We start from the raw sequence: 25,650 nt of genomic DNA on the forward strand, positions 1-25,650 counted from the left end.
CAGGCGTCACTAACTAGGGCAGGCGTCGAGCGCGCCAACGGACGCCCATGAGGACAGATACCTATGGTCAGGAAGCGCGGGGCAGCGCGTTGCGCAGTCCGTCCTCAATGATCGTGGCCATCTTGCGACCATCCAGAATCTCGGCCCACCCCCACCGGACAATCCAGTAGCCCGCGCGTCGGATCTCCTGCTCGCGCCGTTTCTCCCGCATGACCACGTCCTCGGCGCTCTGGCCCGGCTTGAGGAGCCGTCCGTACTTGGCCTTGCCGTCGACCTCCCCGACCAGGCCCAGTTCCGGCCAACCGAAGTCCGTCCTGGCAACCACCACGCCGTCCGCATCGATCACCTCGAACTGAAGGTGGGGCGAGGGCACTCCCCAGCGGCGCATCTGCACCCGGCTGAGCGACTCCGCCGCCGATTCACTGCGGGGGTCCGCGAACGCCATCACGCGCTTGGCGACGTGGACTCCCTGCAGCCGCGGATGTAAGGCCAGGATCCGGCGGATCTCGGCCGGGTCAGCACCCCGCCTCAGGCCAGCATCGACCGCAGCCACCCCCCATTCGAGGGGCGAGAGCCGCGCGAGGTCGCATAGCGTGCGTTCCAGCGTCGTCACGGAGAACCCGTCGACGACGGTGATGTGCTCGCCCAGGAGGCTGGTGTTGCGCACTCTGAGCTGGGGGCTTCCGTTTCCATGGCCGGGCGTGGTGCGGATCATCGTGGCGACGCCCAGAGTGGTTTCGTCCACCGGCAGCCCGTGGAGGACGGCCGCCGATGTGTGGCTGAAGACACTCGACTGCGCCACGTCGAGCGCCGTCGCCCTCATGAGCCGCAGATGTTCAGCCTCCGGGCTGGCCTCGGAACCGATCGCGTAGTGCCCGCGCCTGAGGCGCACGAGAGCACCTGCCTTGGCGCGGGCGCGGAGGTCTGCGGGTGAGAGGCCGAGGTCGAGGAGTTGCTTGGCGGTCCATTGCGCGTTCACGCTCCCATTGGACGACGGTGAGTGCCACCGTCGCCCGCCGCCTGGGCCAGTTGTGGATAACATCCGCGAGTTGAGGCTCGTTGTCCACAGCTCAGACCGCCCTCGCCGCTGGAGGATCCCTCACGAGCTGGAGTCGGCTCTGCGCGCGGGGGCGCCTGCCTTGGTGCCATCCGCCTGCTCTGGAGGACAGGCGCCCAGCCTTAAGGCAGGCGCAAGGGGCACGCCTGCGCTCCAGGGCAGGCGCAACGACGGAGGGCAGGCGCCGCGACGGAGGGCTGGCGCCACGACGGAGGGCAGGCGCCACGACGGAGGGCAGGCGCGGAGCGTGGACCGGCGAGGGCGACGACGGGGACGCTGGTACGCTCGACGACAGCCGGGGTGCCCCGAGGTCGGGGCTGAGAACACACCCGCAACACCTGATCTAGGTCGTGCTAGCGAAGGGAGCCACCTCCATGACCGTGTCCGCCATCCTCAGCGCCGTCCGCGCCTCCACCCCCCTCGTCCACTGCATGACCAACACCGTCGTGCCCGAGGTCACCGCGAACGTGCTGCTCGCCGCCGGCGCCGCCCCCGCGATGATCGACCTCCCCGAGGAGGCCGCGATCTTCGCCACCGTCGCCTCCGCCCTGCTCATCAACGTCGGCAACGGCCTGAGTGAGCAGCACGAGGGCATGCGCCGCGCGGCCGCGGCCGCCGACGGGGCGGGGACGCCCTGGGTGCTCGACCCGGTCGCGGTCGGGGCTCTGCCCGTGCGCACCCAGCTCGCCCGCGACCTCCTAGCCCACCGCCCCACCGCCATCCGCGGCAACGCGTCCGAGATCCTCGGCCTGGCCGGCGCCAGCGGCGGCGGCCGCGGCGTCGACGCCACCGACGAGGTCGACGCGGCCATCGCCACCGCCCACCGCTTGTCCGCCGACACCGGCGCCGTCGTGGCCATCTCGGGTCCCGTCGATGTCATCGTCAGCGCCGGCCGCACCACCCGCGTCACGGGCGGAGACCCGCTGATGCCGCTGGTCATCGGCACGGGCTGCGCCCTCGGGGCGACGGTCGCCGCCGCGCTCGGCGCCACCCGCGACACCCACGCCCCGCACGACGCCGTCGTCGCCGCCCACGCCCTCTTCGGCGCCGCGGGGCTGGCAGCCGCCGAGCTCGCGAGCCATCCGGGCAGCTTCCGGACGGCCTGGCTCGACGCGCTGCACGCGTTGACCCCCGACGAGGTCGCCGCGCTGGTCACCGTCGAGGACGAGCCGTGAGCCAGGCCTCCCCCGGCCTCGCCGACGCCGTCGACTGGCGGCTCTATGTCGTCACCGACACCGCACTCTCCGGCGGCCCGGACCGGGTCCCGTACATCGTCGAGCAGGCAGCTCTCGGCGGCGCCGGCGTGGTGCAGGTCCGCGACAAGCACCTCCCCGACGCCGATTTCCTGGCCCTCACCCGCGCCTGCCGCGGCGCCGCCCGCCGCGCGGAGGACGTCACCGGCCGCCCGGTGGCGCTGGTCGTCAACGACCGCCTCGACGTCGCCGAGGAGCTCGGGCTGCACTTCCACCAGGGCCAGGACGACGGTGACATCCGCCAGGCGCGCCGCCGCCTGGGCACCGACCTCCTCATCGGCCTCAGCATCTCCAGCCTCGTCGAGCTCGAGGCGGAGCTGGCCGATCAGACGGCCGACGTCCTGGGGCTTTCCCCCCTCTGGGCGACCCCGACCAAGACCGACGCCGCCCCCGCGCTCGGCCCCGACGGCGCCGTCCGCCTGATCGACGCGACGTCCGGCCGGGCCAAGACCGTCGCGATCGGCGGCATCAACGCCGCCACCGCCCCCGATGCGATCGCCACCGGCGTCGACGGCATCTGCGTCGTCTCCGCGATCGCCACCGCCCCGGACCCCCGCGCGGCAGCCGCGCACCTTCTCGCCCTCTGGAGGACCCGATGACCACTCCGAAGATCGTCCTCAGCATCGCCGGCTCGGACCCCAGTGGCGGCGCCGGCATCCAGGCCGACCTCAAGACCTTCACCGCACTCGGCGTCTACGGCGCCGCCGCCCTCGCCGGGCTGACCGTCCAGAACACCCAGGGCGTGCGCGCGGCTCGGCCCGTGGACCCCGACTTCGTCGCCGCGCAGATCCACGCCGTGTTCGACGACCTCCCGGTCGCCGCGACCAAGCTGGGCATGCTGTCGAACGCCGAGGTGGCCTCCGCCGTCGCCGATGTGCTCGAGGCGCGACGCGACGACGCCGGCCTCATCGTGCTCGACCCCGTCATGATCGCGACCTCCGGCGACGCCCTCCTCACCGACGACGCCGTCGAGGTGGTCCGGACGCGCCTCGTGCCGCTGGCCGACGTCGTCACCCCCAACGTGCCCGAGGCCGCGGTCCTGCTCGGGGAGGCGCCGGTGTCCGACGACAACGGCCTCATCCGTCAGGCCCGCGCGCTGGTCGCCGCCGGCGCCCGCGCCGTCCTGGCCAAGGGCGGCCACCTCACGGGCGCGGAGATGACCGACGTCTACGCCCACGGCGACACGTTCGCGCTGCTCACGGGCCCCCGGATCGACACCCGGAACACGCACGGGACCGGCTGCACCCTGAGCTCGGCGATCGCCGCCGTCGCCGCCCGCCGGGGCGACACCCGCGCCACCGGGGTCCGGCTGGAGTCGGTCGAGGAGGCCCGCGACTACCTCATGCGGGCACTCAACTCCGGTTCGACCTGGCGTCTTAGCCGGACGCCGGACCAGGGCCACGGGCCCGTCGATCACCTCGTCGGGCGGGCGGAGGTCGGCCTGTGAGCATCGACTGGACCCCCGGCGACTTCAGCGCCCGCGCCTGGGACGCCACCGCCGCCATCCGCGACCGCATCGACCGCCTCCCCCTGCTGACCGAACTCGCCGACGGCACCCTCGAGCCGCACCGCTTCGTGGAGTACCTCGGCCAGGACGACTTCTACCTGCGCGGCTACACCCGCGCGCTCGCGACGCTCGCGTCCCGCGCCCCCACCTCGGCCGCGGCCGCGTTCTGGGCGCGCAGCGCGGGCGAGGCGGTCGAGGCCGAGGTGCTCATGCACGACGCGCTGCTCGCCGACGACCGGCTCCGCGACCTCCCCCGCCCCGCCGTCGCGTCCCCCACCACGCGGGCCTATGTCAACTCGCTGCTCGCGGCGACGGCGTTCGAGCCGTACCCGGTGGGCGTCGCGGCCGTGCTGCCCTGCTACTGGGTGTACGCCGACGTCGGCGCCACGCTCGCCGGCCGCGCCGCGGCGCTCAGCCCGCACCCCTACGCGGGCTGGGTCGCCGCGTACGCGGACCCGGCGTTCCAGGACGTGACGCGGCAGGCGATCGGCTGGCTCGACGACGCCGCGACGGCGGCCGACGAGGACACCCGGGCGCGCATGCTGACGGCCTTCGTCGACGCCACCCATTACGAGGAACTGTTCTGGGCGCGCTCTTACGATCTGGAGGCGTGGCAGGCCTGACAACGGCGCGCTGACTTGGACCGTTATCTGGCCGTGACATGCGGTTACGACTTTCCGTTGGCGCTCAACTAATCTGTGCCCCATGCCTGACATTGCGCAGCCCGGACGCACACTCCCCGCAGACGAGTCGCCCAACACCGACACCCGTACGTACGGCCCCGCGTCGACCCCGACGCACCCGCTCGCGACGGCCCCCGTCGGCACGCCCCCGTTCTCCGTGGACGGGTTCGTGCGGGAGTTCCTGCACGAGCTCAACACGAACCAGGGCGTCACTCTCTCGCGTTCCAGCGTCAACGACCAGTACCTCGCGCTCGCCAGCACGGTGAAGAACTACCTCATGGCCCGCTGGCTCGAGACGAACCGCAAGACCCGCGAGGCCAAGGTCAAGACCATCGGCTACCTCTCCGCCGAATACCTGCTCGGCCGGCAGCTCGGCAACGCCCTGCTCGCCACCGACCTCAACGACATCGCCCGGCAGGGCCTGGAGCTCTGCGGCCTCGACCTGCCGACGCTGCGCGCGCAGGAGGTCGAGCCGGGCCTCGGCAACGGCGGCCTCGGCCGGCTCGCGGCCTGCTTCATCGACTCGATGGCTACCATGGACGTGCCCAGCATCGGCTACGGCATCCGCTACGAGTACGGCATCTTCCGTCAGACCTTCGTCGACGGCCGCCAGGTCGAGCAGCCCGACACGTGGCTGGCGCTCGGCTCGCCGTGGGAGTTCCCGCACCCCGAGGCCGCCGTACGGGTGGACTTCGGCGGACACACCGAGACCTATGTCGACGACGACGGCCGCGAGCGCTGCCGCTGGATCCCGGCCTGGAACGTGCTGGGCGTCCCCTACAACTACATGGTCCCCGGCTACCTCAACGGCCGCGTGAACACGCTGCGCCTGTGGAGCGCGCAGGCGACCAAGGCGTTCGACCTGCAGATCTTCAACGCCGGTGACTACGCGCAGGCAGTCCGGGCCCAGACGTTCGCCGAGAACATCTCCAAGGTGCTCTACCCGGAGGACTCGACGCCGCAGGGCAAGGAGCTGCGCCTGCAGCAGCAGTACTTCTTCGTCGCCTGTTCGCTGCGTGACTTCCTCGACAACGAACTCGAGGAGGGCTTCGACCTGCACCACCTGTCGGAGCGGATCATCTTCCAGCTCAACGACACCCACCCGGTCATCGCCGTGCCGGAGCTCATGCGCATCCTCATGGACGAGAAGGGCTTCGAGTGGGAGGAGGCGTGGGAGGTCACGAAGTCCTGCTTCGCCTACACCTGCCACACCCTGCTGCCCGAGGCGCTGGAGGTGTGGTCGACGGAGCTGCTGGGCCGCCTGCTGCCCCGCCACCTGGAGATCATCTTCGGCATCAACGAGCGGTTCCTCAAGGAGGTCCGCGCCGCGTTCCCGGGCGATGAGATGCGCGCCCGCCGCATGTCGATGATCGCCGAGTACCCGGAGCAGGGCGTGCGGATGGCCTACCTCGCCACCGTGGCCGGCACGAAGGTCAACGGCGTCGCCGAGCTGCACTCGCAGCTGCTGCGCGACAAGGTCCTGCCCGACTTCTCCCAGCTGTGGCCTGACAAGTTCACCAACGTCACCAACGGCGTCACCCCGCGTCGCTTCGTGCGCATGGCCAACCCCAAGCTGTCGGAGCTCATCACCGACGCGATCGGCAGCAACTGGGTGACCGACCTCGAGCGCCTGAAGGAGCTCGAGCCCTACGCCGACGACCCGGAGTTCCAGGCCCGGTTCAGCGAGATCAAGGCGTGGAACAAGAAGCGCCTGACCGACCTCCTGCGGCAGCGCGACGGCATCGACCTGCCGTCGGGGCACCTGCTCGACGTCATGGTCAAGCGCCTCCACGAATACAAGCGGCAGTCGCTCAAGCTGCTGCACATCGTCTCCCTGTACGAGCGGGTCCTGTCCGGGACGCTCGCGGTGGAGGACCTGACGCCGCGCACCGTCGTGTTCGGCGCGAAGGCCGCCCCCGGCTACCGGATGGCGAAGGACACGATCCACCTCATCAACAAGGTGGCCAAGGTCATCAACGCCGACGAGCGGCTCGAGGGCCGGCTCAAGGTCGCCTTCCCGGCGAACTACAACGTCACGCTCGCCGAGAAGCTCATCCCGGCGGCGGACCTGTCGGAGCAGATCTCGCTGGCGGGCATGGAGGCCTCCGGCACCGGCAACATGAAGTTCGCGCTCAACGGCGCGCTGACCATCGGCACGGACGACGGCGCCAACGTCGAGATCCGCAGGCTGGTGGGCGACAAGCACTTCTTCCTGTTCGGCATGTCCGAGCCGGAGGTCGCCGAGTTGGGCGCGAAGGGGTACACCCCCGGCTCGTACTACGAGTCGAACCCGCAGCTCAAGGCCGCCCTTGACCTCATCCTGTCGGGCGAGTTCAGCGAGGGCGACCGCCACATGTTCGACTCGGTGGTCTACAACCTGCTCCACCAGGACCGGTTCATGGCGCTGGCGGACTTCCAGTCCTACATCGACGCGCAGGCCAGGGTCGAGGCGAAGTACGCCGACGAGGCAGCCTGGACCCGCTCCGCCATCCTCAACGTGGCGCGCACGGGCTACTTCAGCTCGGACCGCTCGATGCGCGACTACCTGCAGCGCATCTGGCACACCACGCCGATGATCTGAGACGCGACGCCGTCGTCAGCGAGGGCCCTCACCGCACGGTGGGGGCCCTCGTCAGTGTCGCCGGTGGTGACGGCCGATCGGGACCACCAGCGGGGTGCCCGAGACCGGGTCCGGGACCACTCGGCTCGGGACGCCGAAGACGTCGTGGACCATCGCCTCCGTCACCACGTCCGACGGCGCCCCCGCGGCGACGATCGCGCCGTCGCGCATCGCGATCAGCCGGTCGCTGTAGCGGGCCGCGAGGTTGAGGTCGTGCAGCACCATCACCACCGTCGTGCCGCGCTGGCGGTTGAGGTCGACGACGAGGTCCAGCACCTCGACTGCCCGGGCGATGTCGAGGAACGAGATGGGCTCGTCGAGCAGCAGGGTCGCGGTGCGCTGCGCCAGCACCGTCGCGATCCACACCCGCTGCCGCTGACCCCCGGACAGCTGATCGACGCGTCGTCCGGCCAGGTCAGTCGTGCGGGTCATCTCGAGGGCCTCGTCGACGGCGTCCTGATCGGACCGCGACCACCCGCCGAGCATCGCCCGGTGCGGGTGCCGTCCGAGGCCCACCAGCTCCGCGACCGTCATCGCCTCCGGCGTGATCGGCGACTGCGGCAGCAGCCCCAGCCGGCGCGCCAGCTCGCGGGCCGAGAGCGTGGCCACGTCGTCGCCGTCGAGCAGGATCTGCCCCGTCGACGGCGCCAGGAGCCGGCTGAAGCCGCGCAGCAGCGTGGACTTGCCGCAGCCGTTGGGCCCGACGATGCTGGTGATCCGCCCGGCGGGCACCTCCACGTCCAGGTCCCGGGCGACGACCCGGTCGCCGTAGCCCAGCGTCACCGAGCGCGCGATCAGCTCACCCATGGATGTCCTCCTCCGAGGTCGAACGCAGCAGCAGCGCCACCAGCATGGGCGCGCCGAGAAGCCCGGTGATGATCCCCACCGGCAGGGGTCCCCAGGGCCAGCGGGCATCACCCAGCAGGTCCGCCCCGAGCACGACGGCGGCGCCGACGAGCGCCGCCAGCGGCAGCGACGACCGGCCGGCGTTGAGCCGGCGCGCGATCGGCCCGGCCAGCAGGCCGACGAAGGCGATGGGCCCGGCCACCGAGGTGGCGGAGGCGGTGAGTAGCACCACCACCAGCAGCACCGCGAGCCGCACGCGCGGCACCCGAATGCCCAGCCCGCCGGCCAGGTCGTCGCCCACCTCGATGAGCCTGAGCGGGCGGCCCAGGAGCAGCAGCAGCGGCAGTCCCACCGCCACCGCGAGCCACAGCCGCGACACCCCGTCCCACGTCATGGCGTTCAGGCTCCCGCTCAGCCACCGCATGGCGTCACGCGCCTGGTAGACGCTGCCGCGGATGAGCACCCAGTGGATGACGGCCTGCAGCGCGAACGCCAGGCCGAGCCCGATGAGGATGATCCGGTTCGACGCCGAGTGCGCGCCCCCGGAGAGCACGAAGATGCCGAGCGCCACCGCCAGGCCGCCCGCGAACGCGGCGGCCGTGACCTGCGCCCCGGTGAGCCCCGCCACCACGAGCCCGGTGACCGCGGCCGCGCTGGCACCCAGCGTCACACCCATGACGTCGGGGCTGGCCAGGGGGTTGCGCAGCATCGACTGGAACGCCCCGCCGGAGCCGCCGAGCGCGAGCCCGGCCGCCAGCGCGACCAGCGCCGTCGGCAGCTTGGTCTCCAGGAAGAGGAAGCTGGCCGGTCCCAGATCGGCGCCGAGGAGGATTCGGACGGCGTCGGGGGCGGCGATCTGGTAATCACCGAGCAGCGCGCGGGCCACGAACAGCGCGACGGTCGCCGCCGCGGCGGCGGCGAGGACGAGCCGACGACGGCGCGCCGTCGCGGCCCGGAGGACGGCGGCGGTCATGCGTGCACCGACCTGCGTACCAGGGCCACCAGCACGGGCGCGCCGAGCAGGAGGACGACGAGGCCGGCGGAGATCTCCGCGGGCGGCATGACGACGCGCCCGATGATGTCGGCGGTCAGCAGCAGCACCGGGCCCAGCAGCACGGAGCCGGCGATGACGACGCGGTAGTCAGGGCCCATGAGCAGGCGGACGATGTGCGGCACGACGAGGCCGACGAAACCGATGGGGCCGACGACGGCGACGGAGCCGGCCGCCAGCAGCACGGCGCCGGTGCCCAGCAGGGCCCTCGTCCGGCCGATCCTGGTGCCCAGAGCGGTGGCGAGGTCGTCGCCAACCGCCAGCGTGTTGAGCGTCGATCCGGCCCACACCGTCAGCACGGCGCCCATGATTAGGACGGGCAGGGACGGCAGCAGCAGCGGCAGCCCCCGTCCGCCGATGGACCCGACCTGCCAGAACCGCATCACCTCCAACGCGGCCTGGTTACGGATGGTGACGGCGGACACGGCGCTGAGGCAGGCGGCCGTGACCGCCGCGCCAAGCAGCACCAGAAGGACGGGGTCCGGTCTGCCGCGGCTGAGGAGCGCGACGAAGGCGGCCGCGGCGCCGGCCCCGAGCAGTGCGAGCGCCACGACGGTGCCCTGCGAGGCGCCGATCCCCGTGACGACGCCCACTGCGACGGCGAGCGCGGCCCCCGCATTGATCCCGAGCAGGCCCGGATCGGCGAGCGGGTTGCGGGTGACGCCTTGGAGGACCGCCCCGGACAGGGCGAGCGCCGCCCCGCAGACCACGCCCACGAGGGTGCGGTCCACGCGGGCGGCCAGGATGGCGGCGGTGGCGGGGTCGGCGCCGGTGAGGAACCCGACGACGTCGCCGACGGGCACGCTCACCGCGCCGATCGCGAACGACGCCAGAACGCCCGCCGCCAGGCCGCCGACGGCGATGGCGCCGCCGGCCGCCCGGGGGACGGTCACTGGACCTTCGCCGCGGCCTCCGCGAGCAGCGGCACGAACTTCTCGACTGCGATCGGGATGCTCAGCGGGGTCGGGCTGGACAGCGGGAGCGCCAGCGTGGGGTCGTCGGCCGCGACGAACGCACCGCTCTTCAGGGCCGGCAGGTCCTGGATGAGGGGCGCGGCCTGAATGTCGGCGAGCTTCACCGAGTCGTCGGTGTAGAAGACGATGACGTCGGCGTCGAACTCGGCGGCCCGCTCGGCCGACACATCGACGGAGAACTGGCCGGGGGCGCCGCCGCTCAGCTCCGTGACGATGGCCGGGGTCTCGAAGCCGACGGCGTCGAGGAACCGCGGCCGGGCGTCCGTCGCGGTGTACACCCCGAACTTGGAGTAGTCCGCGGCGGCGAACCACAGCCAGGCCGCGCTCGTGCCGGCGATCTCCGGGTACTCGGCTCCGGCCTGCTGCAGCAGGGCAGTGGTCTCGGCCTCGACCTCAGCGGCCAGCTCGCTGCGGCCCACCGCCCGGCCGACGAGTTCGAGCGAGTCCTGCCAGGACGTGGACCACGGCGCCTCCGGGTACGCGACGACCGGTGCCACGCGGCTGAGCGTGTCGTACTCCTCCTGGGTCAGGCCGGAGTTGGTGGCGAGGATGAGGTCGGGCTCGAGCGCCACGATCTCCTCGATGGGCGCGCCCGCGGAGTCGTCGTAGCGGGTGGGCTGCTCGCCGCCCAGCTCGGCGACGGCGGCGTCGAACCAGTCGGTGGACCCCTGGGCGTTGCCGCCCCACGTGATCTCCACGGCGCCGACGGGCACCACGCCCAGCGAGACGAGGGTCTCGTGGTCGGTCCAGCCGACGGTGGCGATGCGGGTGGGCTCGGCCTCGATGACCGCCTCGCCGAGGGCGTGGGTGACGGTGACCGGGAAGGCGTCGGTCGCCGGCGCCGAGGACGCGGCCGGCGCGGTCGAGGAGGCGGCGTCCGGGGTCGGCGTCGCGGGGCCGGTGCTGCAGGCCGTCAGGGCGAGCGCGGCGAGCGCCGCCCCCGCCACGCGGAGGGAGAGGGACATATCGGTTTCCTTCGGGGTGATCGTGCCGGTCAGACGCGCGCCTGGCCGAGCTTCCAATAGCCGGAGAACAGCACCTGCCGGCGCGCGACGCCGCGCTCGCTGACGAGCAGCCGGCGGCACGAGGCGGCGAGGTCGCTCTCTCCGCAGAGGTAGAAGTAGTCGAACGCTGTGGCGTCGGCGTCGGCGAGGGCCGCGCGGGCGACCTCACCCGGGCTCCGGTCGTGGCGGGTCAGCACGGTGAGGCCGGGATGCCACGGCAGCGGCGTGAGGTGGGCCAGGTCCGGTGTCTCGACGATGATGCGGCAGTCGGGTCCGAGGTCGTGCCGCTCCATGATGGCCGCGAGCCCGGGGGCCGCGGTCTCGTCGACGACGAAGCAGATCCGGTCGGAGTCGCCGGGCAGGAACAGTGCGCCGCACTGGCGGACGCCGACCCGGTCCCCCGGGCGGACGGTCAACGCCCAGGCCGACCCGGGGCCAGAGGTGCCGTGGGTGACGATGTCGACGTCGATGGTGCCCGCGACGTCGTCGTGTCGACGCACTGTGTACCACCGCAGGGCCGGCCGGGCGTGCTCGGGCAGCTCGGCGACGGCGGCCCGGATGTCGACCCGATCTGGATCGGGGAGGACGAGCCCCTGCCCGGTGGGCGGCATCAGCAATCCGAGGAACTCGTCGGCTCCGGCCGTGGGGAGTCCGACGAATTCCGCGGCCCCGAGGGTGACCCGGCGCACCGCGGCGGCGGGGGCGGCGACCGCCAGGACCTCGGCCTCGACGAGGAGCTGTCCGCTCGGCTCGGGGGTCGCGGCCATGGCGCTGCTGGCGCGGCGCCGTGCCGTTCGGGATCGGGCCTGCTCGGCCTGCGTCGCGATGCTCACGCGGTAAGGCTAGCCTAACCTGCGCTTTTGGCAAACGGTGTCTTGCGAAATATGCCAGGATCTTCGGAACCCGGGGCGGCCTAGACTGACGGGCATGCCCGACGAACTGGTCCCGCGGCCTCGGATGCGCGCCGGCGATGCCGACCGCGACGATGCCTTGCGTGTGCTGCAGCAGGCGCACGCGGCCGGCCGGCTCAGCGTCGAGGAGCTGGGCTCCCGGCAGGACGCTGTGCTCGCCGCGCAGTACGTCGACGACCTGCTGCCGGTTGTCGCGGACCTGCCGGAGGGAGCGCTCCTGCAGGCCGGGCCGGCCGTCGCCACGCCTTCGCCGGCGACGACCGACGTCGGCATGTCCGTCACCTTCATGACCGGCCGCGACGTCGACCTGGCGCCGGGCACGAGCCTCTACCGCAACTTCGCGTGGTGGGGCGGCGACGACATCATCCTCGACCGGGCGCTCGGCCCAGGGGTGCTGCTCACGCTCGAACTGTCCGCCGTGATGGCCGGACACGACATCTACGTACCCGAGGGCGTGCGGGTCATCGACGAGTCGTTCGCCATCATGGCGGGCAACGACATCGACAGGGACGCGCGCGGCGACGGCTCCAACGGCACTCTGATCCTCAAGGGATTTCTCTTCTGGGCCGGCCACGACGTCAAGCTGTCGCGGCGGCAGCGGGGCTGACTGCTCAGCGCGACGGCGGCAGCGCGAGGCGGCGTACGGGCCGGAACCGCCCGGCGTGCACGGCGCCCGACGACTCCGCCGTGAACACGCGCGCCGCGCGGTCCGACGACTGCAGCCGGCGCACCAGGTCGGCCAGGCGATCGAGCTGTTCGCGCACGCCGTCGAGTTCGGCCTCCAGCGCCAGGATGCGCCGGATCCCTTCGAGGTTGATCCCCTCGTTCTGGCTCAGGTGCTGGACGTGGCGCAGCTTGGCGATGTCGCGCAGCGAGTATCGCCGCCCGCGGCCGCGCGTGCGCTGCGGGACGACGAGGCCGAGCCTGTCGTAGCCGCGCAGCGTCTGCGCATGCATGTCCGCCAGCGACGCCGCCACCGAGACGGTGAAGACCGGGGCATCGATGTCAAACCGCTGGGGAAGGCCGTCCATGGTCAGCTCCCGAACAGTGCGTCGCGCGGGTTGGCCTGGTGCGCCTTCTCGGCGTACTCCTGCAGCGCGCGCTTGGCGTCGTCGGTCAGGCCGTCGGGCACCTGGACGTTGAGCGTCACCAGCAGGTCGCCCAGCGAGCCGTCCGGCTTGCGGGCGCCCTTGCCGCGGACCCGCATGGTGCGCCCGTTCGGCGTGCCCGGGGGGACGCGGAGCTTGACGTTGGGCCCGGCGAGGGTCGGGATGGTGATCTCCGCGCCCAGCGTCGCCTCCGTGAACGTGACCGGCACCTCCAGCGTGAGGTTGTGGCCCGTGCGCCCGAACAGCCGGTGGGGCGTCACCGCGACCGTCACGTACAGATCGCCCGGCGCACCGCCGTTCTCGCCGGCCGCGCCCTTGCCCTTGAGCCGGATGCGCTGCCCGTCCGAGACGCCGGCCGGGATGCGGACCTGCATGGTCTTGGCGGACCGGCCGCGGCCGGAACCGGCGCAGTCGGGGCAGGGGGTGTCGACGATCAGGCCGCGGCCCAGGCACTCCGTGCAGGGCTCGCTCATGTGGAAGACGCCGCCCGCCTGCGTGGACTGCATGCCGGAGCCCTCACACTTGGGGCAGACGCGCGGCAGCGTGCCGGCCTTGGCGCCGGTCCCCCGGCACGACGGGCACGGCTGGTCGCTGATGGTGCGCATCGTGACGGTGGCGCCCTCGACGGCCTGCTCGAAGCTGATGGTCACGTCGCCTTCGATGTCGGCGCCGCGGCGGGGGCCGCGCTGCGTGGTGCGCCGCGTGCCCCCCGTCGCGCCGAACAGACCGCCGAACAGGTCGCCGAAGCCCGCCGTCGAGGCGGTGCCCCCGCCGGCGTTGCGGAAGAGGTCCTCGAACCCCGCCGGTCCGCCGCCCGGGCCGGGCTTGGAGAACTTGAAGCCGCCGCCGAACAGGCTACGGGCCTCGTCGTACTCCTTGCGCTTCTCGGCGTCGCTGAGGATCGCGTTGGCCTCGGACGCCTCCTTGAACCGGGCGAGGGCGGCCTGGTCGTCGGGGTTCTGATCCGGGTGGTTGTCCCGGGCGATCCTCCGGAACGCCTTCTTGATGTCGTCGGCCGACGCGGTCTTGGAGACGCCGAGGACCTTGTAGTAGTCCTTCTCGAGCCAGTCCTTCGTGCTCATCTACTCGATCATCTCCTTTCGGCGTGGGTCGATCAGGGGTGGGCGACGGCGACCCGCGCCGGGCGGATCACGCGGCCGTGCAGCGAATAGCCCTGCTGCATGACCTGGGAGACGGTGACGACCTCGACGGGCTGGTCGAGCGGCGCGGACATCAGCGCCTCGTGGCGGGTGGGGTCGAACTCCTCCCCCACGTCACCGAACGCGACCAGGCCGTGCTTGGCCGCCACCTTCTGCAGCTCGTCGGCGATCATCTTGAATCCGCCCTCGAGGGTCTCGTGCTGCTTGGCCAGCTCGATGTGGTCGAGCACGGGCATGAGATCCCCGACGACGACCTCGATCCCGGCCTGGCGCGCCAGGTCCCGGTCGCGGTCGACGCGCTTCTTGTAGTTGACGTACTCGGCGTGGACCCGCTGGAGGTCGAGCGTCCGCTCGGCCACGAGGGACTCCAGCTCGGCGAGGCGCGCGTCACGCGGGTCCTGGTGGACGCCCCCCTCGTGCTCGTCGACGAGTGCTTCGGCCTCCTCGGCCCGCGCGTCGGCTGCTTCCATGTCCTGAACGGCCTCGGGCGAGGGTGCCGAGTCGGCACCCCCACCCTGAGCCTCGCCGTTCGGACCGAACTGCGAATCGGTCACTTGTCGTCCTTCTCCTCGTCGACGATCTCGGCCTCAACCACGTCGTCGTCGCCCTGCTGGCCCGACTCCGTGCCCGCGTCGGAGGTCTCCGACTCCTGGGCCTTCGCCTGGGCAGCAGCGTAGATGGCCTGGCCCATGGAGGCGGCCTTCGTGTTGAGGTCGTCGATCGCGGCCTTGACCGCGTCGTTGTCCTCGCCCTTCAGGGCCTCCTTGAGCGCGTCGGTGGCCTCGACGACGGGCGCCTTGACGTCCTCGCCGATGGTGTCGGCGTGCTCGGCCAGCAGCTTCTCGGTGCGGAACACCAGGGCGTCACCCTCGTTGCGCATCTCGACGGCCTCGCGGCGCTTGCGGTCCTCCTCGGCGTGCGACTCGGCGTCGCGCACCATGCGGTCGATGTCATCCTTGGCCAGCGCCGAGCCGCCGGTGACAGTCATCGACTGCTCCTTGCCGGTGGCGAGGTCCTTGGCGGACACGTGGACGATGCCGTTGGCGTCGATGTCGAACGTGACCTCGATCTGGGGCACCGAGCGGGGGGCCGGCAGGATGCCGGTCAGCTCGAAGTTGCCCAGCGACTTGTTGTCGCGGGCGAACTCGCGCTCGCCCTGGTAGACCTGGATCATCACGGCGGGCTGGTTGTCCTCAGCGGTCGTGAAGACCTCCGAGCGCTTGATCGGGATCGTGGTGTTGCGCTCGATGATCTTGGTCATGACGCCGCCCTTGGTCTCGATGCCGAGGCTCAGCGGGGTGACGTCGAGCAGCAGCACGTCCTTCACCTCGCCCTTCAGGACGCCGGCCTGCAGCGACGCGCCGAGCGCGACGACCTCATCCGGGTTGACGCCCTTGTTGGGCTCCTTGCCGCCGGTCAGCTCCTTGACCAGGTCGACGACGGCCGGCATGCGGGTCGAGCCGCCGACCAGCAGGACGGTGTCGATCTTGTCGATCGACGTCTTGGCGTCGTTGATGACCGCGTTGAACGGCGCGCGGCACCGGTCGAGCAGGTGCTGCGTCATCCGCTGGAACTCCGAGCGGGTGAGCTTCTCGTCGAGGTGCAGCGGGCCCTCGGAAGACGCGGTGATGTAGGGCAGGTTGATTGAGGTCTCCGAGGCGGAGCTCAGCTCGATCTTCGCGCGCTCCGCGGCTTCCTGCAGGCGCTGGCGGGCCATCTTGTCCTTCGACAGGTCGACGCCGTTCTTGTTCTTGAACTGCGTGACGAGCCAGTCGACCACGACCGAGTCCCAGTCGTCGCCACCGAGGCGGTTGTCGCCCTTGGTGGCCTTGACCTCGAACACGCCGCCGTCGATCTCGAGCAGCGAGACGTCGAACGTGCCGCCACCGAGGTCGAACACGAGCACGGTGTGCTCCTGATCGCCCTTGTCGAGGCCGTAGGCCAGCGCCGCGGCGGTGGGCTCGTTGATGATGCGGTCCACGACGAGGCCCGCGATCTCGCCGGCCTCCTTGGTGGCCTGACGCTCGGCGTCGGAGAAGTACGCCGGGACGGTGATGACCGCATTGGTGACGGACTCACCGAGGTACGCCTCGGCATCGCGCTTCAGCTTCTGCAGCACGAAGGCGCTGATCTGCTGGGGGCGGTAGTCCTTGCCGTCGATGGTGGTCTTCCAGTCCGTGCCCATGTGGCGCTTGACGGAGCGGATGGTTCGGTCGACGTTGGTGACCGCCTGACGCTTGGCGACCTCACCGACGAGGACCTCGCCGGAGTTCGAGAACGCGACGACCGACGGGGTCGTGCGCGAGCCTTCTGCGTTGGGGATGACGGTGGGCTCGCCGCCCTCGAGGACGGCGACGACAGAGTTGGTGGTGCCGAGGTCGATGCCTACTGCACGAGCCATGGGTTCCTCCTGTGTAGGTGGGTTCAAGTCTTCAAGTTCGATGGTTCTTGAGCCGAGCTGACTCAAGTTAACCACAAGCCGGCGTCCCGCTCAAGCCGGGTTGAGTCGACCCGGCTCAACCTTTGTGCGCCCACTCAGCTCGCCCGGGGCGACTCCCTCAGGGTCGCCGGCCAAGGCTCCAGGGAGGCCGTCCCGGCTAGGCTGACGGGCATGGAACCCCTCCTCGCCCTCATCGCGAACGCCAAGGACGGCACCATCACGACGCTGCGCGTCGCCGACGGGAGCCTCGCCGCTGTCGCCACCACCGCCGTCGCCCCCGGGCTCCCCCTGGCGGTCGACCGCGACCGCCGGTTGGTGTTCGCCGGCACGAGCGACCCGACGGGGGTCAGCGTCCTGCGGCTGGCCGACGACGGCTCGTTGGAGCCCATCGCGTCGTACCCCGCGCATGGGGCCCCGGTGTACCTCACGCTGTCGAGCGACGGCGGGCTGCTGTTCAGCGCGTCCTATCACGACCACGTCGGAGAGGTGTGGCAGGTCTCGGCGGAGGGCGCGCTCACTCCCGTCGGGGAGCCCATCCGCCGGCAGAACATGCACAGCGTCATCCTCAGCCCCGACGACCGCTTCGCCTACTTCGTCTCCCTGCGCGAGGACCTGGTGGCGCAGTTCGCCGTCGGTCCCGACGGCGCGCTCACGCCGCTCGACCCGCCCACCGCCCCGGCGCCGGAGGGATCGGGCCCGCGGCATCTCATCCTCGACGCCGCCGCCACCTCGCTGTACGTGAACACGGAGTACTCCGGCGAGGCCCTGCGCTACCGGCGGGATCCCGAGACGGGGACGCTGGACGTGGCCGAGCGGGTCACCAACATCCCGATCGACCGAGGGCTGTCGCACAGCCGCTTCGGCGCCGACCCCCGCGCCGAGGACCTGATCTGGGGCTCAGACCTGCGCCTCAGCACCGACGGCCGGCGTCTCTACAGCGCCGAGCGCACGCGCGGCACGATCACCGCCGTGGAGGTCGGCGCCGACGGCGCCCTGGGCCGGGCCACGGCGCACTCAGACGTGGTCGCGCAACCGCGACACTTCGTCGTCCTTCCCGACGACACCCTGCTGGTGGCGTCGGAGATCGATCGGGTCGTTGCCCTGTACCGGCCGGATGCCGACGGGGCGCTGACGGAAATCGCGCGGCACGCCGTCGGCCTCGGGGCCAACTGGATCGAGATCCTCTGACGGTCAGAGGGTCGCGAGGTCGACGTTGCCGATGCCGGGGTTGTGGCGGCGGATGTCGAGCTTGCGCTCCAGATCCTCGATGATCGCGACCGAGAAGTTCTCCTCGTACAGCGACTGACAGCTGCCCAGCCCACCGGGGCTGAACACGTTGACCTCCATGAGCTTGTCGCCCACGATGTCGAGCCCGACGAGGAACATGCCGTCGGCGACGAGCTTGGGCCGCACGACGTCGACCATGGCCAGCATCTCGTCGGTCACCTTGACCGCGAATGCCTCACCGCCCGCGGACATGTTGGACCGGATGTCCGACCCGCTCGATTTGCGCCGGAAGGCCGCGTACTTGCCGTTGACGACGAGCGGCTTGCCGTTCATGACGAACATCCGCACGTCGCCGTTCTTCGCCTCCTCCAGATACTCCTGCGTCACGACGTAGCCGTCACGCGCGATGGCCTCGATGATCTGGTTGAGGTTCGGCGACTCGTCGGTGTTGACGAGGAAGACCCCGCTGCCCCCTGAGCCCTGCAGCGGCTTGAGGACAGCCCGCCCCCCGAGGTCGCTGACGAAGGAGGCGATCTGCTCGCGGTCGCGCGAGATGAGGGTGCGGGGTCGCACGACCTCCGGGAAGTGCTGGAAGTACGCCTTGGACAGCGCGTTGGCCAGGCTGCCCGGGTCGTTGACCACCAGGACGCCGGTCGAGGCGATGAGCTGTCCGAACGCGACGCCGGCGTTGTTCGCCCACGCCGCCTCGTGCGCGTCGTCGGCGGGGTCGCTGCGCAGCATCACGACGTCCATCTCCGACAGCGTGACCCGCTCCTCCACCTCAGGCTTCTGCACGTCGTCGAGATAGCGCTCGAGCGACCGGTAGTTTTTGCCCGTCACTCCCCGTGCCCGGGCGCTGAGCGAACCGTCCGGCTCGTAGGCGAAGTTGCCCATGCCGATGAGCCACGCCTCGTGGCCCATGGTCGTGGCCTGCATGGCGAGCCGGGTCGTGGTGTACGTAGCCTTCTCGGTGAGGACGTCGTTGACGACGAATCCGATTCTCATGCTGCAGCACCTTTCTGGATGAGTGCGGTGGGGTCGGTGGTCCGGGCCGCGACGTCGAGCCGCTCCCGTCCGGTCGGGTCGTCGAACCAGCGCGGGATGAGCACAGGCGGGTGCAGGACCCCGCGGGCCTCGAGGTCGTCGGCCAGCGGGAGGTCGACGAGGGAGAACTTCCCGAGGAACAGCGCATCGAGTGTCCCGCCGCGGCGCAGGTGCGCCAACAGGTCGAGCAGGCCGCGGAGATAGATCGCATCCTTGGTCAGGCCGCCGGAGCGGAAAACGCGCATGACGGTCGTGTAGGCGCCGCCCGGGTGGAAGCCCTCGTCGACGAGGGCGGACCAGCACTCGCGGAACCCGGCCCCACCGAGCATGCGGTGCACGCTGACGACCCGGCCGGCCAGCTGGCGCAGCCGGGTCGCGGTCAGCTCCCCGCTGGCGATCTCGGCCAGGACGGCGAGCCCCTCCTGCGTCTCGTCGTAGCCCGCCAGACCCGTGCCGAGCACCTGGAGGGGCTGGTGCGAGCCGTTGACCTGGGTGACCAGGTGGGTCCCCACTTCGTGCTGGATCAGGGCCGTGGCACGGTCGCAGGCCACCGACGCCTCCGGTCCGATGAGCAGCAGGTTGCCGGAGACCATGACCCCGGTGGAGTCCGGCCGGATCTCGGCGTGGATGTCGACGTCGGGCTCGAGCGAGCGGTAGTAGTCGATCTCCTCGCGGGCCAGGTCGAGGAACTCCTCGGCTGTCAGCCGGTCCCCGCCCCAGGACTGCGGCTCGACCCGGGCCAGGATGGCGTCGGCCGCGGTGAGGAGGTCGGGGTGCACGCCTCCGTAGAGCTCCACGCTGAGCGTTCGGAAGTCGGCGGAGTCCCGCGCGCGGAGCATGGCCAGCTGCAGCCCGAGCTCGCGCTTCTTGCCCTCAAGCAGGGACGCGACGGTGCCGTCCCGCACCGCACCGACGTCGATGCGCTCGAGCACCGTTTGGAGCACCTCCGGATCGGTTTCGAGTTCGCGGTAGGTGAAGGTGGGCTCGTCGACGTCGCCGGCCAGGAAGGCGTCCTTGACGTCGTCGGCGTCGACCGGCGTCACGTCGAGGACGAACCGGAAGCTCTGCCCGAGCTGGGACAGCTGATGATCGATGGCGCGGTCGATGACCGCCACTGGGTTGTCAGTCACGGGGCAGCGCCTCCAGGACCGGGTCCATCGTGGCGGCGAGCGCCCGCGACAGGAAGGTGATGCGGTCGTCGTCGGGGACGCCCGTCCACTCGTCCATGAAGGTCTTCTTGAACTCGATCGCGAGCACGCAGCCGACGCCGGCGTAGCGGTCGTGGACCCACCAGGCAAGGTTCTGTCCCTTGAACTTCACGTTCTCGCGGATGTCGAAGCCCTGGCCGAGCATCGAGCCGCGGAACGCGTCGACCACGCCCTGGAAGCGGTCGAGATCTACCGAGCCGGTACCCAGGTTGATCTCCGGGTTCTCGACCCACGGCTCGGCGTCGGCCTCCTCACCGTGGCGGCGGTGGTTGTAGGAGTGCACGTCGTAGAGGACGAAGGGGCCACGGGCCGCCACGGCGTCGAGGCGCTCCCCCAGCGCCGCGAAGAAGCCGTCATAGACCTCGAGCGAGCGAGCGACGACGTCGTCCGGGAGCGGATCGACCGACCACATGTGCAGGCCCCACGCGTCCTCGGGCCGGCGGTACACCGCCTTCTCCCGGACGCGGTTCAGATCGGTCTCGAAGCGCGAGCGGTGCACCCGCACCCTGGCGGGCGCCAGCGCCGCGATGCGGTCGGTGTAGGGGTCCTCCTCGCGGAACCGGTCGTCCTCGGGCAGCACCATCAGGTCTGCGACCTCCGGCCGCAGATCATGCCCCCCGTGGATGGACGTGGCGACGAGTTGCCCGGACCAGTCCCCGACGAATTCGAATGGTTCCATGCCCCCATCCTTACCCCGCTCCGGGGAGGACGACACGGATCCGGGTGAAGATTCAGCCCTCGATGAGTGCGCGCAGCGCGCCGGCGTCGCGCGGCAGCTCCACCACGTGCCGAGGCAGATCCTCGATGCCGGCGAATCGCTCAGGGCGGGGCGGCACCTGGCCGGTCGCCTCGACGATGGTGGCGGCGAACTTCACTGGCAGCGCCGTCTCGAGGACGACGATGGGTGCCGGCACCCCGCTGGCGCGCGCGACGTGCACGGCGTCGGCGGTGTGCGGGTCGATCATCACGCCGTCGGCGTCGAGGACGCGGCGGATCTCCGCCAGCCGGTCCGCATGCGTGGAGGTGCCGGCCACGAACCCGAACCGCTCGAGCTGGCCGGCGAACTCGGGTGTCGCCGAGAGGTCGAACTCGCCGTCGGCCAGGTCGTCGACGAACAGCGCCCGCAGGCGGTCGGCGTCGCGGCCCAGGAGATCGAAGACGAACCGCTCGAAGTTCGAGGCCTTGGAGATGTCCATGGACGGCGACGACGTGGCCAGCGTCTCGGACGCCCCGCGGATTCGGTATCGCCCGGTGCGGAAGAACTCCTCGAGCACGTTGTTCTCGTTGGTCGCCAGGATCAGGCGATGGATCGGCAGCCCCATCTGGCGGGCGATGTGCCCGGCCGCGATGTTGCCGAAGTTGCCCGACGGAACCGCGAAGCTCACCGGGGCGTCCCCGGGGATCTGCAGCCAGGCGGCGAAGTAGTACACGATCTGCGCCATGAGCCGGGCCCAGTTGATCGAGTTCACGGCGCCGAGGCGGTGCCGGGCCTTGAAGTCGGCGTCGGCGTTGAGCTCCTTGACCAGGTCCTGGCAGTCGTCGAACACGCCCTCGACGGCGATGTTGACGATGCCGGGGTCGTCGATCGAGAACATCTGCGCCTGTTGGAAGGGGGTCATGCGCCCCCGCGGCGACAGCATGAACACCCGCACGCCCGGCTTACCGAGCAGCGCGTACTCCGCCGAGGAGCCGGTGTCACCGGACGTGGCCCCCACGATGGTGATGGTCTCGCCCCGCCGGGCCAGTTCGTAGGCGAACAGCTCCCCCAGCAGCTGCATCGCCATGTCCTTGAAGGCCGCGGACGGCCCGTTGCTGAGGTGCGCCAGCCACAGCCCGTCGCTGAGGCGAGTGACCGGCACGACGGCCGGATCGAGGAACTTCTCCGGGGCGTAGGCCCGTTCGACGATGCCGCGGAGGTCGTCGGCCGGGATGTCGTCGACGAAGAGGCGCACGATCTCGAAGGCCAACCCCGCGTATCCGTCGCGGGCGAGGAGTTCCCGCCACGCCTCCAGGGTCTCGGGGGTCACCGTCGGGTAGGCCTCCGGCAGGTACAGGCCGCCGTCGGCGGCCAGGCCCTCGAGCAGGATGTCGCTGAACCGCTTGCCGGGCCGGCCCGAGGTGTCACGGGTGGAGATGTAGCGCATGCGCGCCATGCTACCGAGCTAGTTCTTGATGTCGCGCCGCTCGAACAGCGGGAGCGTGACCGCCGCCACCAGCAGGACCACCAGCAGGTGGTAGACGACCGCCTCCACCCGGCCGATCGTCAGGAACATCTCGCCCGCTATGTTGTAGGACTCGGCCGATCCGTGGAGCAACGCGTAGGCCTGCTGGGTCGGCAGGAGGTGGTACACCCACCCCGGCAGAGTGGCCTCGACGCTCAGCGACAGCGTCAGCACGTCGACGACGAACACCCCGAGCAGGAGCGTGGCCGCGACGCTGGCCCCGCCGGCCAGCACCGTCAGCAGCCCGCCCAGGGCGCCGAGCACGAGCCCGTAGAAGAGGGCCGCCAGCACGAGTCCCAGGAGGACCGGTGTGGCGTCGAACGCCTGGTAGCCGTTGAGGGCGATGAACCAGATCGCGGACACGACGGTGCTGACCACGGTCGCGATGGCCATCACGCTCCCGCCCAGGAGCCCCGAGACGGCGCTGCGCGTGAGCACCAGCGCCGTCCTGCGCGGGGTGAAGGTGAGCTGGGTGGCCACGGCGCCGGACCGGAAGTCGGAGCCGACGTAGAGCACGGTGATCCCGAGCGTCATGAGCGCGATCATCACGACGAACGGCAGGATGCCCGACTCGACGACGACCGAGAACGGCCACGGGCTCCGCAGATAGTCCGCGACGCTGCACTCCGGGCACTCACCGCCGGGGATGCTGTCGAACGCGGCCTGGCCCTCCGCCAGTTCCGCCTGCGAGAGCGGCCGGGCTGCGTCCATCCACAGCATCGGCGCCGCGAGGCTGACGAGCAGCACGGCGAGCAGTCCCCAGAGGAACCGGCGCCGGTAGCGGAGCCGGTTGAGTTCGGCGCGCAACAGATCCATCACGCCACCTCCCGCCGGCGACCTTGGGCGCCGACGAGGTCCGCGCCCGAGGTGAGATCCAGGAAGACGCGCTCGAGGCTCTCCCGCTCCAGGGACAGGTGGTCGGGCCAGAGGTCGGCCCGACCGAGCTCGCGCGCGATGTCGGCGGGGCAGGGCGCGGCCGCGCTCCGGGCGAGGACCCGCACCCCGCCCTCGGCCGGTTCGACGCGCCACCCGGCGCGCCGCAGCACCTCCGCCGCGGCCACCGGCCGGTCGATCCCGACCCGGACGTGCGGCGTCGCTCCCTCCAGGAACTGGCCCATGGGGCCCGCCGCGACGACGCGGCCCTGCGCGATGATCGACACCGAGTCGGCGACCTGCTCGATCTCGGACAGGATGTGCGACGACACCAACACGGTGATCCCCGCGTCAGCCAGGTCGCGCATCGTGGCACGGATGTCGCGGATGCCGACGGGGTCCAGCCCGTTGGTGGGTTCGTCGAAGATGAGCAGCTCGGGGCGCTTGAGCAGGGTCGCCGCGATGGCCAGCCGCTGCTTCATCCCGAGCGAGTAGGTGCCGAAGTCGCGGTCGGCGTCGGCGCCCAGGCCGACCTCGAGGAGCACCTCCGTCACGCGTCGGCGGTAGACGCCGATCGAGTCGGCCAGCACGTCGAGGTTGTGCCGCCCGGTCATGCGCGGCGCGAAGCGGGGCGACTCGACGATGGCGCCGACCCGGCCGATAACCCGCGGCAGCTCGGCCGGGACCTCGTGCCCCAGCAGCCGCACCGTGCCGGCGTCGGCCCGCACGAGCCCCAGGAGGATGCGGATCGACGTGGTCTTGCCCGAGCCGTTGGGGCCGAGGAGCCCGTGGACGCCACCACGCGGCACCCGCAGGTCCAACCCGGCCAGGACGCGCCGCCCCCCGTAGCGCTTCACCAACCCCGTGGCCTCGACGGCCCAGTCGGATGCCCCGTCGGGCCAGGCGATGTGAGTCATGGCACCGACGCTAGCCCGTGCGGCGCACGCCCCGGATCCGCCCGTGGTCCCTGCGGAATGGGCCCGCGGTCGTCCTAGCGGCCCGCTGCGGGCAGGGGGCTGACCGCGGCGCGGGCCATCCACCGCCACAACAGCCCCAGGGGGACCGCCACCAGCGGCATCGCGATGAGCGGCGGCATCATCGTCTGGAGCGCGGGGAGCAGGGTGAAGCCGACCACGACCACCAGCCAGGCCCGATGCCAGCGGGCCCCGGTGCGCCAGAAGACGTACAGCGGCAGCAGCCAGGTCAGGTACCAGGGCTGCAACGCAGGGCCCAGGACACAGAACGCCGCCAGCACGGCCATCGCGAAGGCCCAGGGGTCGCGCGGGTCGTCGCCGCGGGGCCCCAGCTTGACCCAGGCCACGGCTACTGCGGCGAGGATGAGCAGTGTCGACACGGCGGTGACGATCGAGTTGGCGGCGTCGTCGGTGAGGGGGTAGCGCAGCCCCTCGGCCACCCATGACAGCGGCGCGTTGCTCATGGCTCCGACGGGGTTGCCGGCGGTCGGGCTCCGCCACCCGAAGCCGAACCGCAGCGACGTCAACGCGAACACCGCGATGGTCACCACCCCGGGGACGACCGCGGTGAGGGCCAGTCGCCACCATCCCGCAGCGCTCCCGCGGGCCGGGTGGGCATCCGACCCGGCGACGGCGGGCGCCGCCCCCCAGGACCGGAACCGCACCGCCCAGGCCACGGCGACCACGCCCAGCCCGTAGAGGGCGGCCGACTGCTTGATGCCCATCGCCAGGCCCAGCAGCACGCCCGCGACGAGCAGCCCGCGCCACCCCCGCCAGCCGAGGTCGGTGGCGGCGAGCAGCGCGGCCACGCCCAGCGCCACCATGAGCGCGTCGTTGTGCACGCCGCCCACCCACTGGATCAGCATGATCGGGTTGGTGAGGCCGGCCCAGATCACCAAGCCCTCGTCGAGGGCGAATCGCCGGGCCAGCCGCCGCAGCACGAGGCCGAGCAGCAGCAGCGCCAGCAGGTTCGGCAGGCGCAGCGCCACGGTGGTCCAGTACGGATGGCTGCCCGTCAGCTGCGCGAGGGCCCCGAACAGCTCCAGTGACAACGCCGGGTACACCGCGGTGGTCTCGAACCAGTGCACTCCGACGAGCAGGCCCGGCTGCCCCGCGTCGCCTAGGGCGGTCGTGTACGGGTCGACCCCGCGGGCCACCATCCACCCCTGGGCGGCGTAGGCGTACGCGTCCCGGGAGTACATCGGCAGTGCCATCAGCATCGGGGCGGACCAGACGGCGGAGGGGATCCACTGGCGCCGGAAACGCGGGCCGATCTGCCACCAGGCCAGCAGCAGGACCGCCAGCGCCGGCAGCGAGACCGCGGCCCGCCACCAGGAGTCGCCGCGCTCCAGGAGCCCCGGCGCGTCGACGAACTGGGTGCCGACCAGCGACAGGATGGCCACGAGACCCGCGACAGTCCACCACCACGGCGCCCGGGGATGACCGCCGGGGGCGGGCCGCAGCCAGCCGATCCATCGGTCCACGCG

At 71.5% G+C, this 25,650-nt stretch carries 24 protein-coding genes and 1 riboswitch; of the genes, 7 read left to right on the forward strand and 17 right to left on the reverse strand.

Features of this window, described 5'->3' with window-relative positions; translation table 11 throughout:
- Positions 1-67: 67 nt before the first annotated feature.
- Positions 68-979: a type IV toxin-antitoxin system AbiEi family antitoxin gene (locus BCR15_RS07920; protein WP_078919785.1), complete on the reverse strand. Its 912-nt coding sequence runs from the start codon at positions 977-979 to the stop codon at positions 68-70.
- A gap of 364 nt (positions 980-1,343) precedes the next feature.
- Positions 1,344-1,439: riboswitch (TPP riboswitch) on the forward strand.
- Between BCR15_RS07920 and thiM the strand changes: the two genes are divergently transcribed.
- From thiM to BCR15_RS07945, 5 genes are all read left to right on the forward strand, one after another.
- On the forward strand, positions 1,432-2,232 hold the full coding sequence (thiM, locus tag BCR15_RS07925; RefSeq protein ID WP_068751656.1) for a hydroxyethylthiazole kinase: 801 nt from the start codon (positions 1,432-1,434) through the stop codon (positions 2,230-2,232). (Overlaps the previous riboswitch by 8 nt.)
- Entirely contained in the window at positions 2,229-2,909 is a 681-nt protein-coding gene (gene thiE, locus BCR15_RS07930; RefSeq protein ID WP_068751657.1) for a thiamine phosphate synthase, read from the forward strand. The genes thiM and thiE overlap by 4 nt, the downstream gene beginning before the upstream one ends.
- Positions 2,906-3,757 carry a bifunctional hydroxymethylpyrimidine kinase/phosphomethylpyrimidine kinase gene (gene thiD / locus BCR15_RS07935; protein ID WP_068751658.1) on the forward strand — a complete coding sequence of 284 codons (852 nt, stop codon included), beginning with the start codon at positions 2,906-2,908 and terminating at the stop codon, positions 3,755-3,757. The genes thiE and thiD overlap by 4 nt, the downstream gene beginning before the upstream one ends.
- Entirely contained in the window at positions 3,754-4,440 is a 687-nt protein-coding gene (locus BCR15_RS07940; protein ID WP_068751659.1) for a TenA family protein, read from the forward strand. Before thiD ends, BCR15_RS07940 begins: the two co-directional genes overlap by 4 nt.
- 82 nt (positions 4,441-4,522) lie before the next feature.
- Positions 4,523-7,081, forward strand: coding sequence for a glycogen/starch/alpha-glucan phosphorylase (locus BCR15_RS07945; RefSeq protein ID WP_068751660.1), 2,559 nt, complete (start codon positions 4,523-4,525; stop codon positions 7,079-7,081).
- Between the two features lie 51 nt (positions 7,082-7,132).
- On the opposite strand, the gene BCR15_RS07950 is transcribed toward BCR15_RS07945, so the two are convergent.
- From BCR15_RS07950 to BCR15_RS07970, 5 genes are read right to left on the reverse strand one after another with little or no spacing between them, the layout of a single operon-like run.
- Positions 7,133-7,927 (reverse strand): ABC transporter ATP-binding protein, encoded by a 795-nt coding sequence (locus tag BCR15_RS07950; protein WP_068751661.1) that lies wholly within the window; start codon positions 7,925-7,927, stop codon positions 7,133-7,135.
- Positions 7,920-8,939 carry a FecCD family ABC transporter permease gene (locus BCR15_RS07955; RefSeq protein ID WP_068751662.1) on the reverse strand — a complete coding sequence of 340 codons (1,020 nt, stop codon included), beginning with the start codon at positions 8,937-8,939 and terminating at the stop codon, positions 7,920-7,922. The genes BCR15_RS07950 and BCR15_RS07955 overlap by 8 nt, the downstream gene beginning before the upstream one ends.
- Positions 8,936-9,910 carry a FecCD family ABC transporter permease gene (locus tag BCR15_RS07960; RefSeq protein WP_068751663.1) on the reverse strand — a complete coding sequence of 325 codons (975 nt, stop codon included), beginning with the start codon at positions 9,908-9,910 and terminating at the stop codon, positions 8,936-8,938. The genes BCR15_RS07955 and BCR15_RS07960 overlap by 4 nt, the downstream gene beginning before the upstream one ends.
- Positions 9,907-10,956 (reverse strand): iron-siderophore ABC transporter substrate-binding protein, encoded by a 1,050-nt coding sequence (locus tag BCR15_RS07965; RefSeq protein WP_068751664.1) that lies wholly within the window; start codon positions 10,954-10,956, stop codon positions 9,907-9,909. The genes BCR15_RS07960 and BCR15_RS07965 overlap by 4 nt, the downstream gene beginning before the upstream one ends.
- A gap of 29 nt (positions 10,957-10,985) precedes the next feature.
- Positions 10,986-11,828 carry a siderophore-interacting protein gene (locus tag BCR15_RS07970; protein ID WP_078919786.1) on the reverse strand — a complete coding sequence of 281 codons (843 nt, stop codon included), beginning with the start codon at positions 11,826-11,828 and terminating at the stop codon, positions 10,986-10,988.
- A gap of 94 nt (positions 11,829-11,922) precedes the next feature.
- On the opposite strand from BCR15_RS07970, the gene BCR15_RS07975 reads away from it, so the two are divergent.
- Positions 11,923-12,513: a DUF1707 SHOCT-like domain-containing protein gene (locus tag BCR15_RS07975; RefSeq protein WP_068751665.1), complete on the forward strand. Its 591-nt coding sequence runs from the start codon at positions 11,923-11,925 to the stop codon at positions 12,511-12,513.
- Between the two features lie 4 nt (positions 12,514-12,517).
- Here BCR15_RS07975 and BCR15_RS07980 read toward each other — a convergent pair whose 3' ends face one another.
- Genes BCR15_RS07980 through dnaK form a run of 4 tightly spaced genes read right to left on the reverse strand, consistent with a single transcriptional unit; the run spans position 12,518 to position 16,576 of the window.
- On the reverse strand, positions 12,518-12,937 hold the full coding sequence (locus BCR15_RS07980; protein ID WP_068751666.1) for a heat shock protein transcriptional repressor HspR: 420 nt from the start codon (positions 12,935-12,937) through the stop codon (positions 12,518-12,520).
- Between the two features lie 2 nt (positions 12,938-12,939).
- Positions 12,940-14,097, reverse strand: coding sequence for a molecular chaperone DnaJ (gene dnaJ / locus BCR15_RS07985; RefSeq protein WP_068751667.1), 1,158 nt, complete (start codon positions 14,095-14,097; stop codon positions 12,940-12,942).
- A gap of 32 nt (positions 14,098-14,129) precedes the next feature.
- Positions 14,130-14,729, reverse strand: coding sequence for a nucleotide exchange factor GrpE (locus tag BCR15_RS07990; RefSeq protein WP_228383449.1), 600 nt, complete (start codon positions 14,727-14,729; stop codon positions 14,130-14,132).
- Entirely contained in the window at positions 14,726-16,576 is a 1,851-nt protein-coding gene (gene dnaK / locus BCR15_RS07995) for a molecular chaperone DnaK (protein ID WP_068751668.1), read from the reverse strand. Before dnaK ends, BCR15_RS07990 begins: the two co-directional genes overlap by 4 nt.
- A gap of 210 nt (positions 16,577-16,786) precedes the next feature.
- On the opposite strand from dnaK, the gene BCR15_RS08000 reads away from it, so the two are divergent.
- Entirely contained in the window at positions 16,787-17,803 is a 1,017-nt protein-coding gene (locus tag BCR15_RS08000) for a lactonase family protein (protein ID WP_068751669.1), read from the forward strand.
- Positions 17,804-17,806: 3 nt separating this feature from the next.
- On the opposite strand, the gene BCR15_RS08005 is transcribed toward BCR15_RS08000, so the two are convergent.
- The 7 genes from BCR15_RS08005 to mptB form a co-directional block, all read right to left on the reverse strand.
- On the reverse strand, positions 17,807-18,847 hold the full coding sequence (locus tag BCR15_RS08005; protein ID WP_068751670.1) for a glutathione synthetase: 1,041 nt from the start codon (positions 18,845-18,847) through the stop codon (positions 17,807-17,809).
- Entirely contained in the window at positions 18,844-20,016 is a 1,173-nt protein-coding gene (locus BCR15_RS08010) for a peptidase MATCAP family protein (RefSeq protein ID WP_068751671.1), read from the reverse strand. The genes BCR15_RS08005 and BCR15_RS08010 overlap by 4 nt, the downstream gene beginning before the upstream one ends.
- Complete coding sequence (locus BCR15_RS08015; RefSeq protein WP_068751672.1) at positions 20,009-20,773, reverse strand: N-formylglutamate amidohydrolase; 765 nt, start codon at positions 20,771-20,773, stop codon at positions 20,009-20,011. Before BCR15_RS08015 ends, BCR15_RS08010 begins: the two co-directional genes overlap by 8 nt.
- A gap of 52 nt (positions 20,774-20,825) precedes the next feature.
- The gene (thrC, locus tag BCR15_RS08020; RefSeq protein WP_068751673.1) at positions 20,826-22,238 is read right to left on the reverse strand and encodes a threonine synthase; all 1,413 of its coding nucleotides are present in this window, start codon (positions 22,236-22,238) and stop codon (positions 20,826-20,828) included.
- An 18-nt stretch (positions 22,239-22,256) separates the two neighbouring features.
- On the reverse strand, positions 22,257-23,132 hold the full coding sequence (locus tag BCR15_RS08025; protein ID WP_068751674.1) for an ABC transporter permease subunit: 876 nt from the start codon (positions 23,130-23,132) through the stop codon (positions 22,257-22,259).
- Complete coding sequence (locus BCR15_RS08030) at positions 23,132-24,106, reverse strand: ABC transporter ATP-binding protein (protein WP_068751675.1); 975 nt, start codon at positions 24,104-24,106, stop codon at positions 23,132-23,134. Before BCR15_RS08030 ends, BCR15_RS08025 begins: the two co-directional genes overlap by 1 nt.
- A gap of 74 nt (positions 24,107-24,180) precedes the next feature.
- Complete coding sequence (gene mptB / locus BCR15_RS08035) at positions 24,181-25,647, reverse strand: polyprenol phosphomannose-dependent alpha 1,6 mannosyltransferase MptB (protein WP_068751676.1); 1,467 nt, start codon at positions 25,645-25,647, stop codon at positions 24,181-24,183.
- Between the last annotated feature and the right edge of the window lie 3 nt (positions 25,648-25,650).

Source organism: Tessaracoccus lapidicaptus (assembly GCF_001693815.1).
Lineage (GTDB): Bacteria > Actinomycetota > Actinomycetes > Propionibacteriales > Propionibacteriaceae > Arachnia > Arachnia lapidicapta.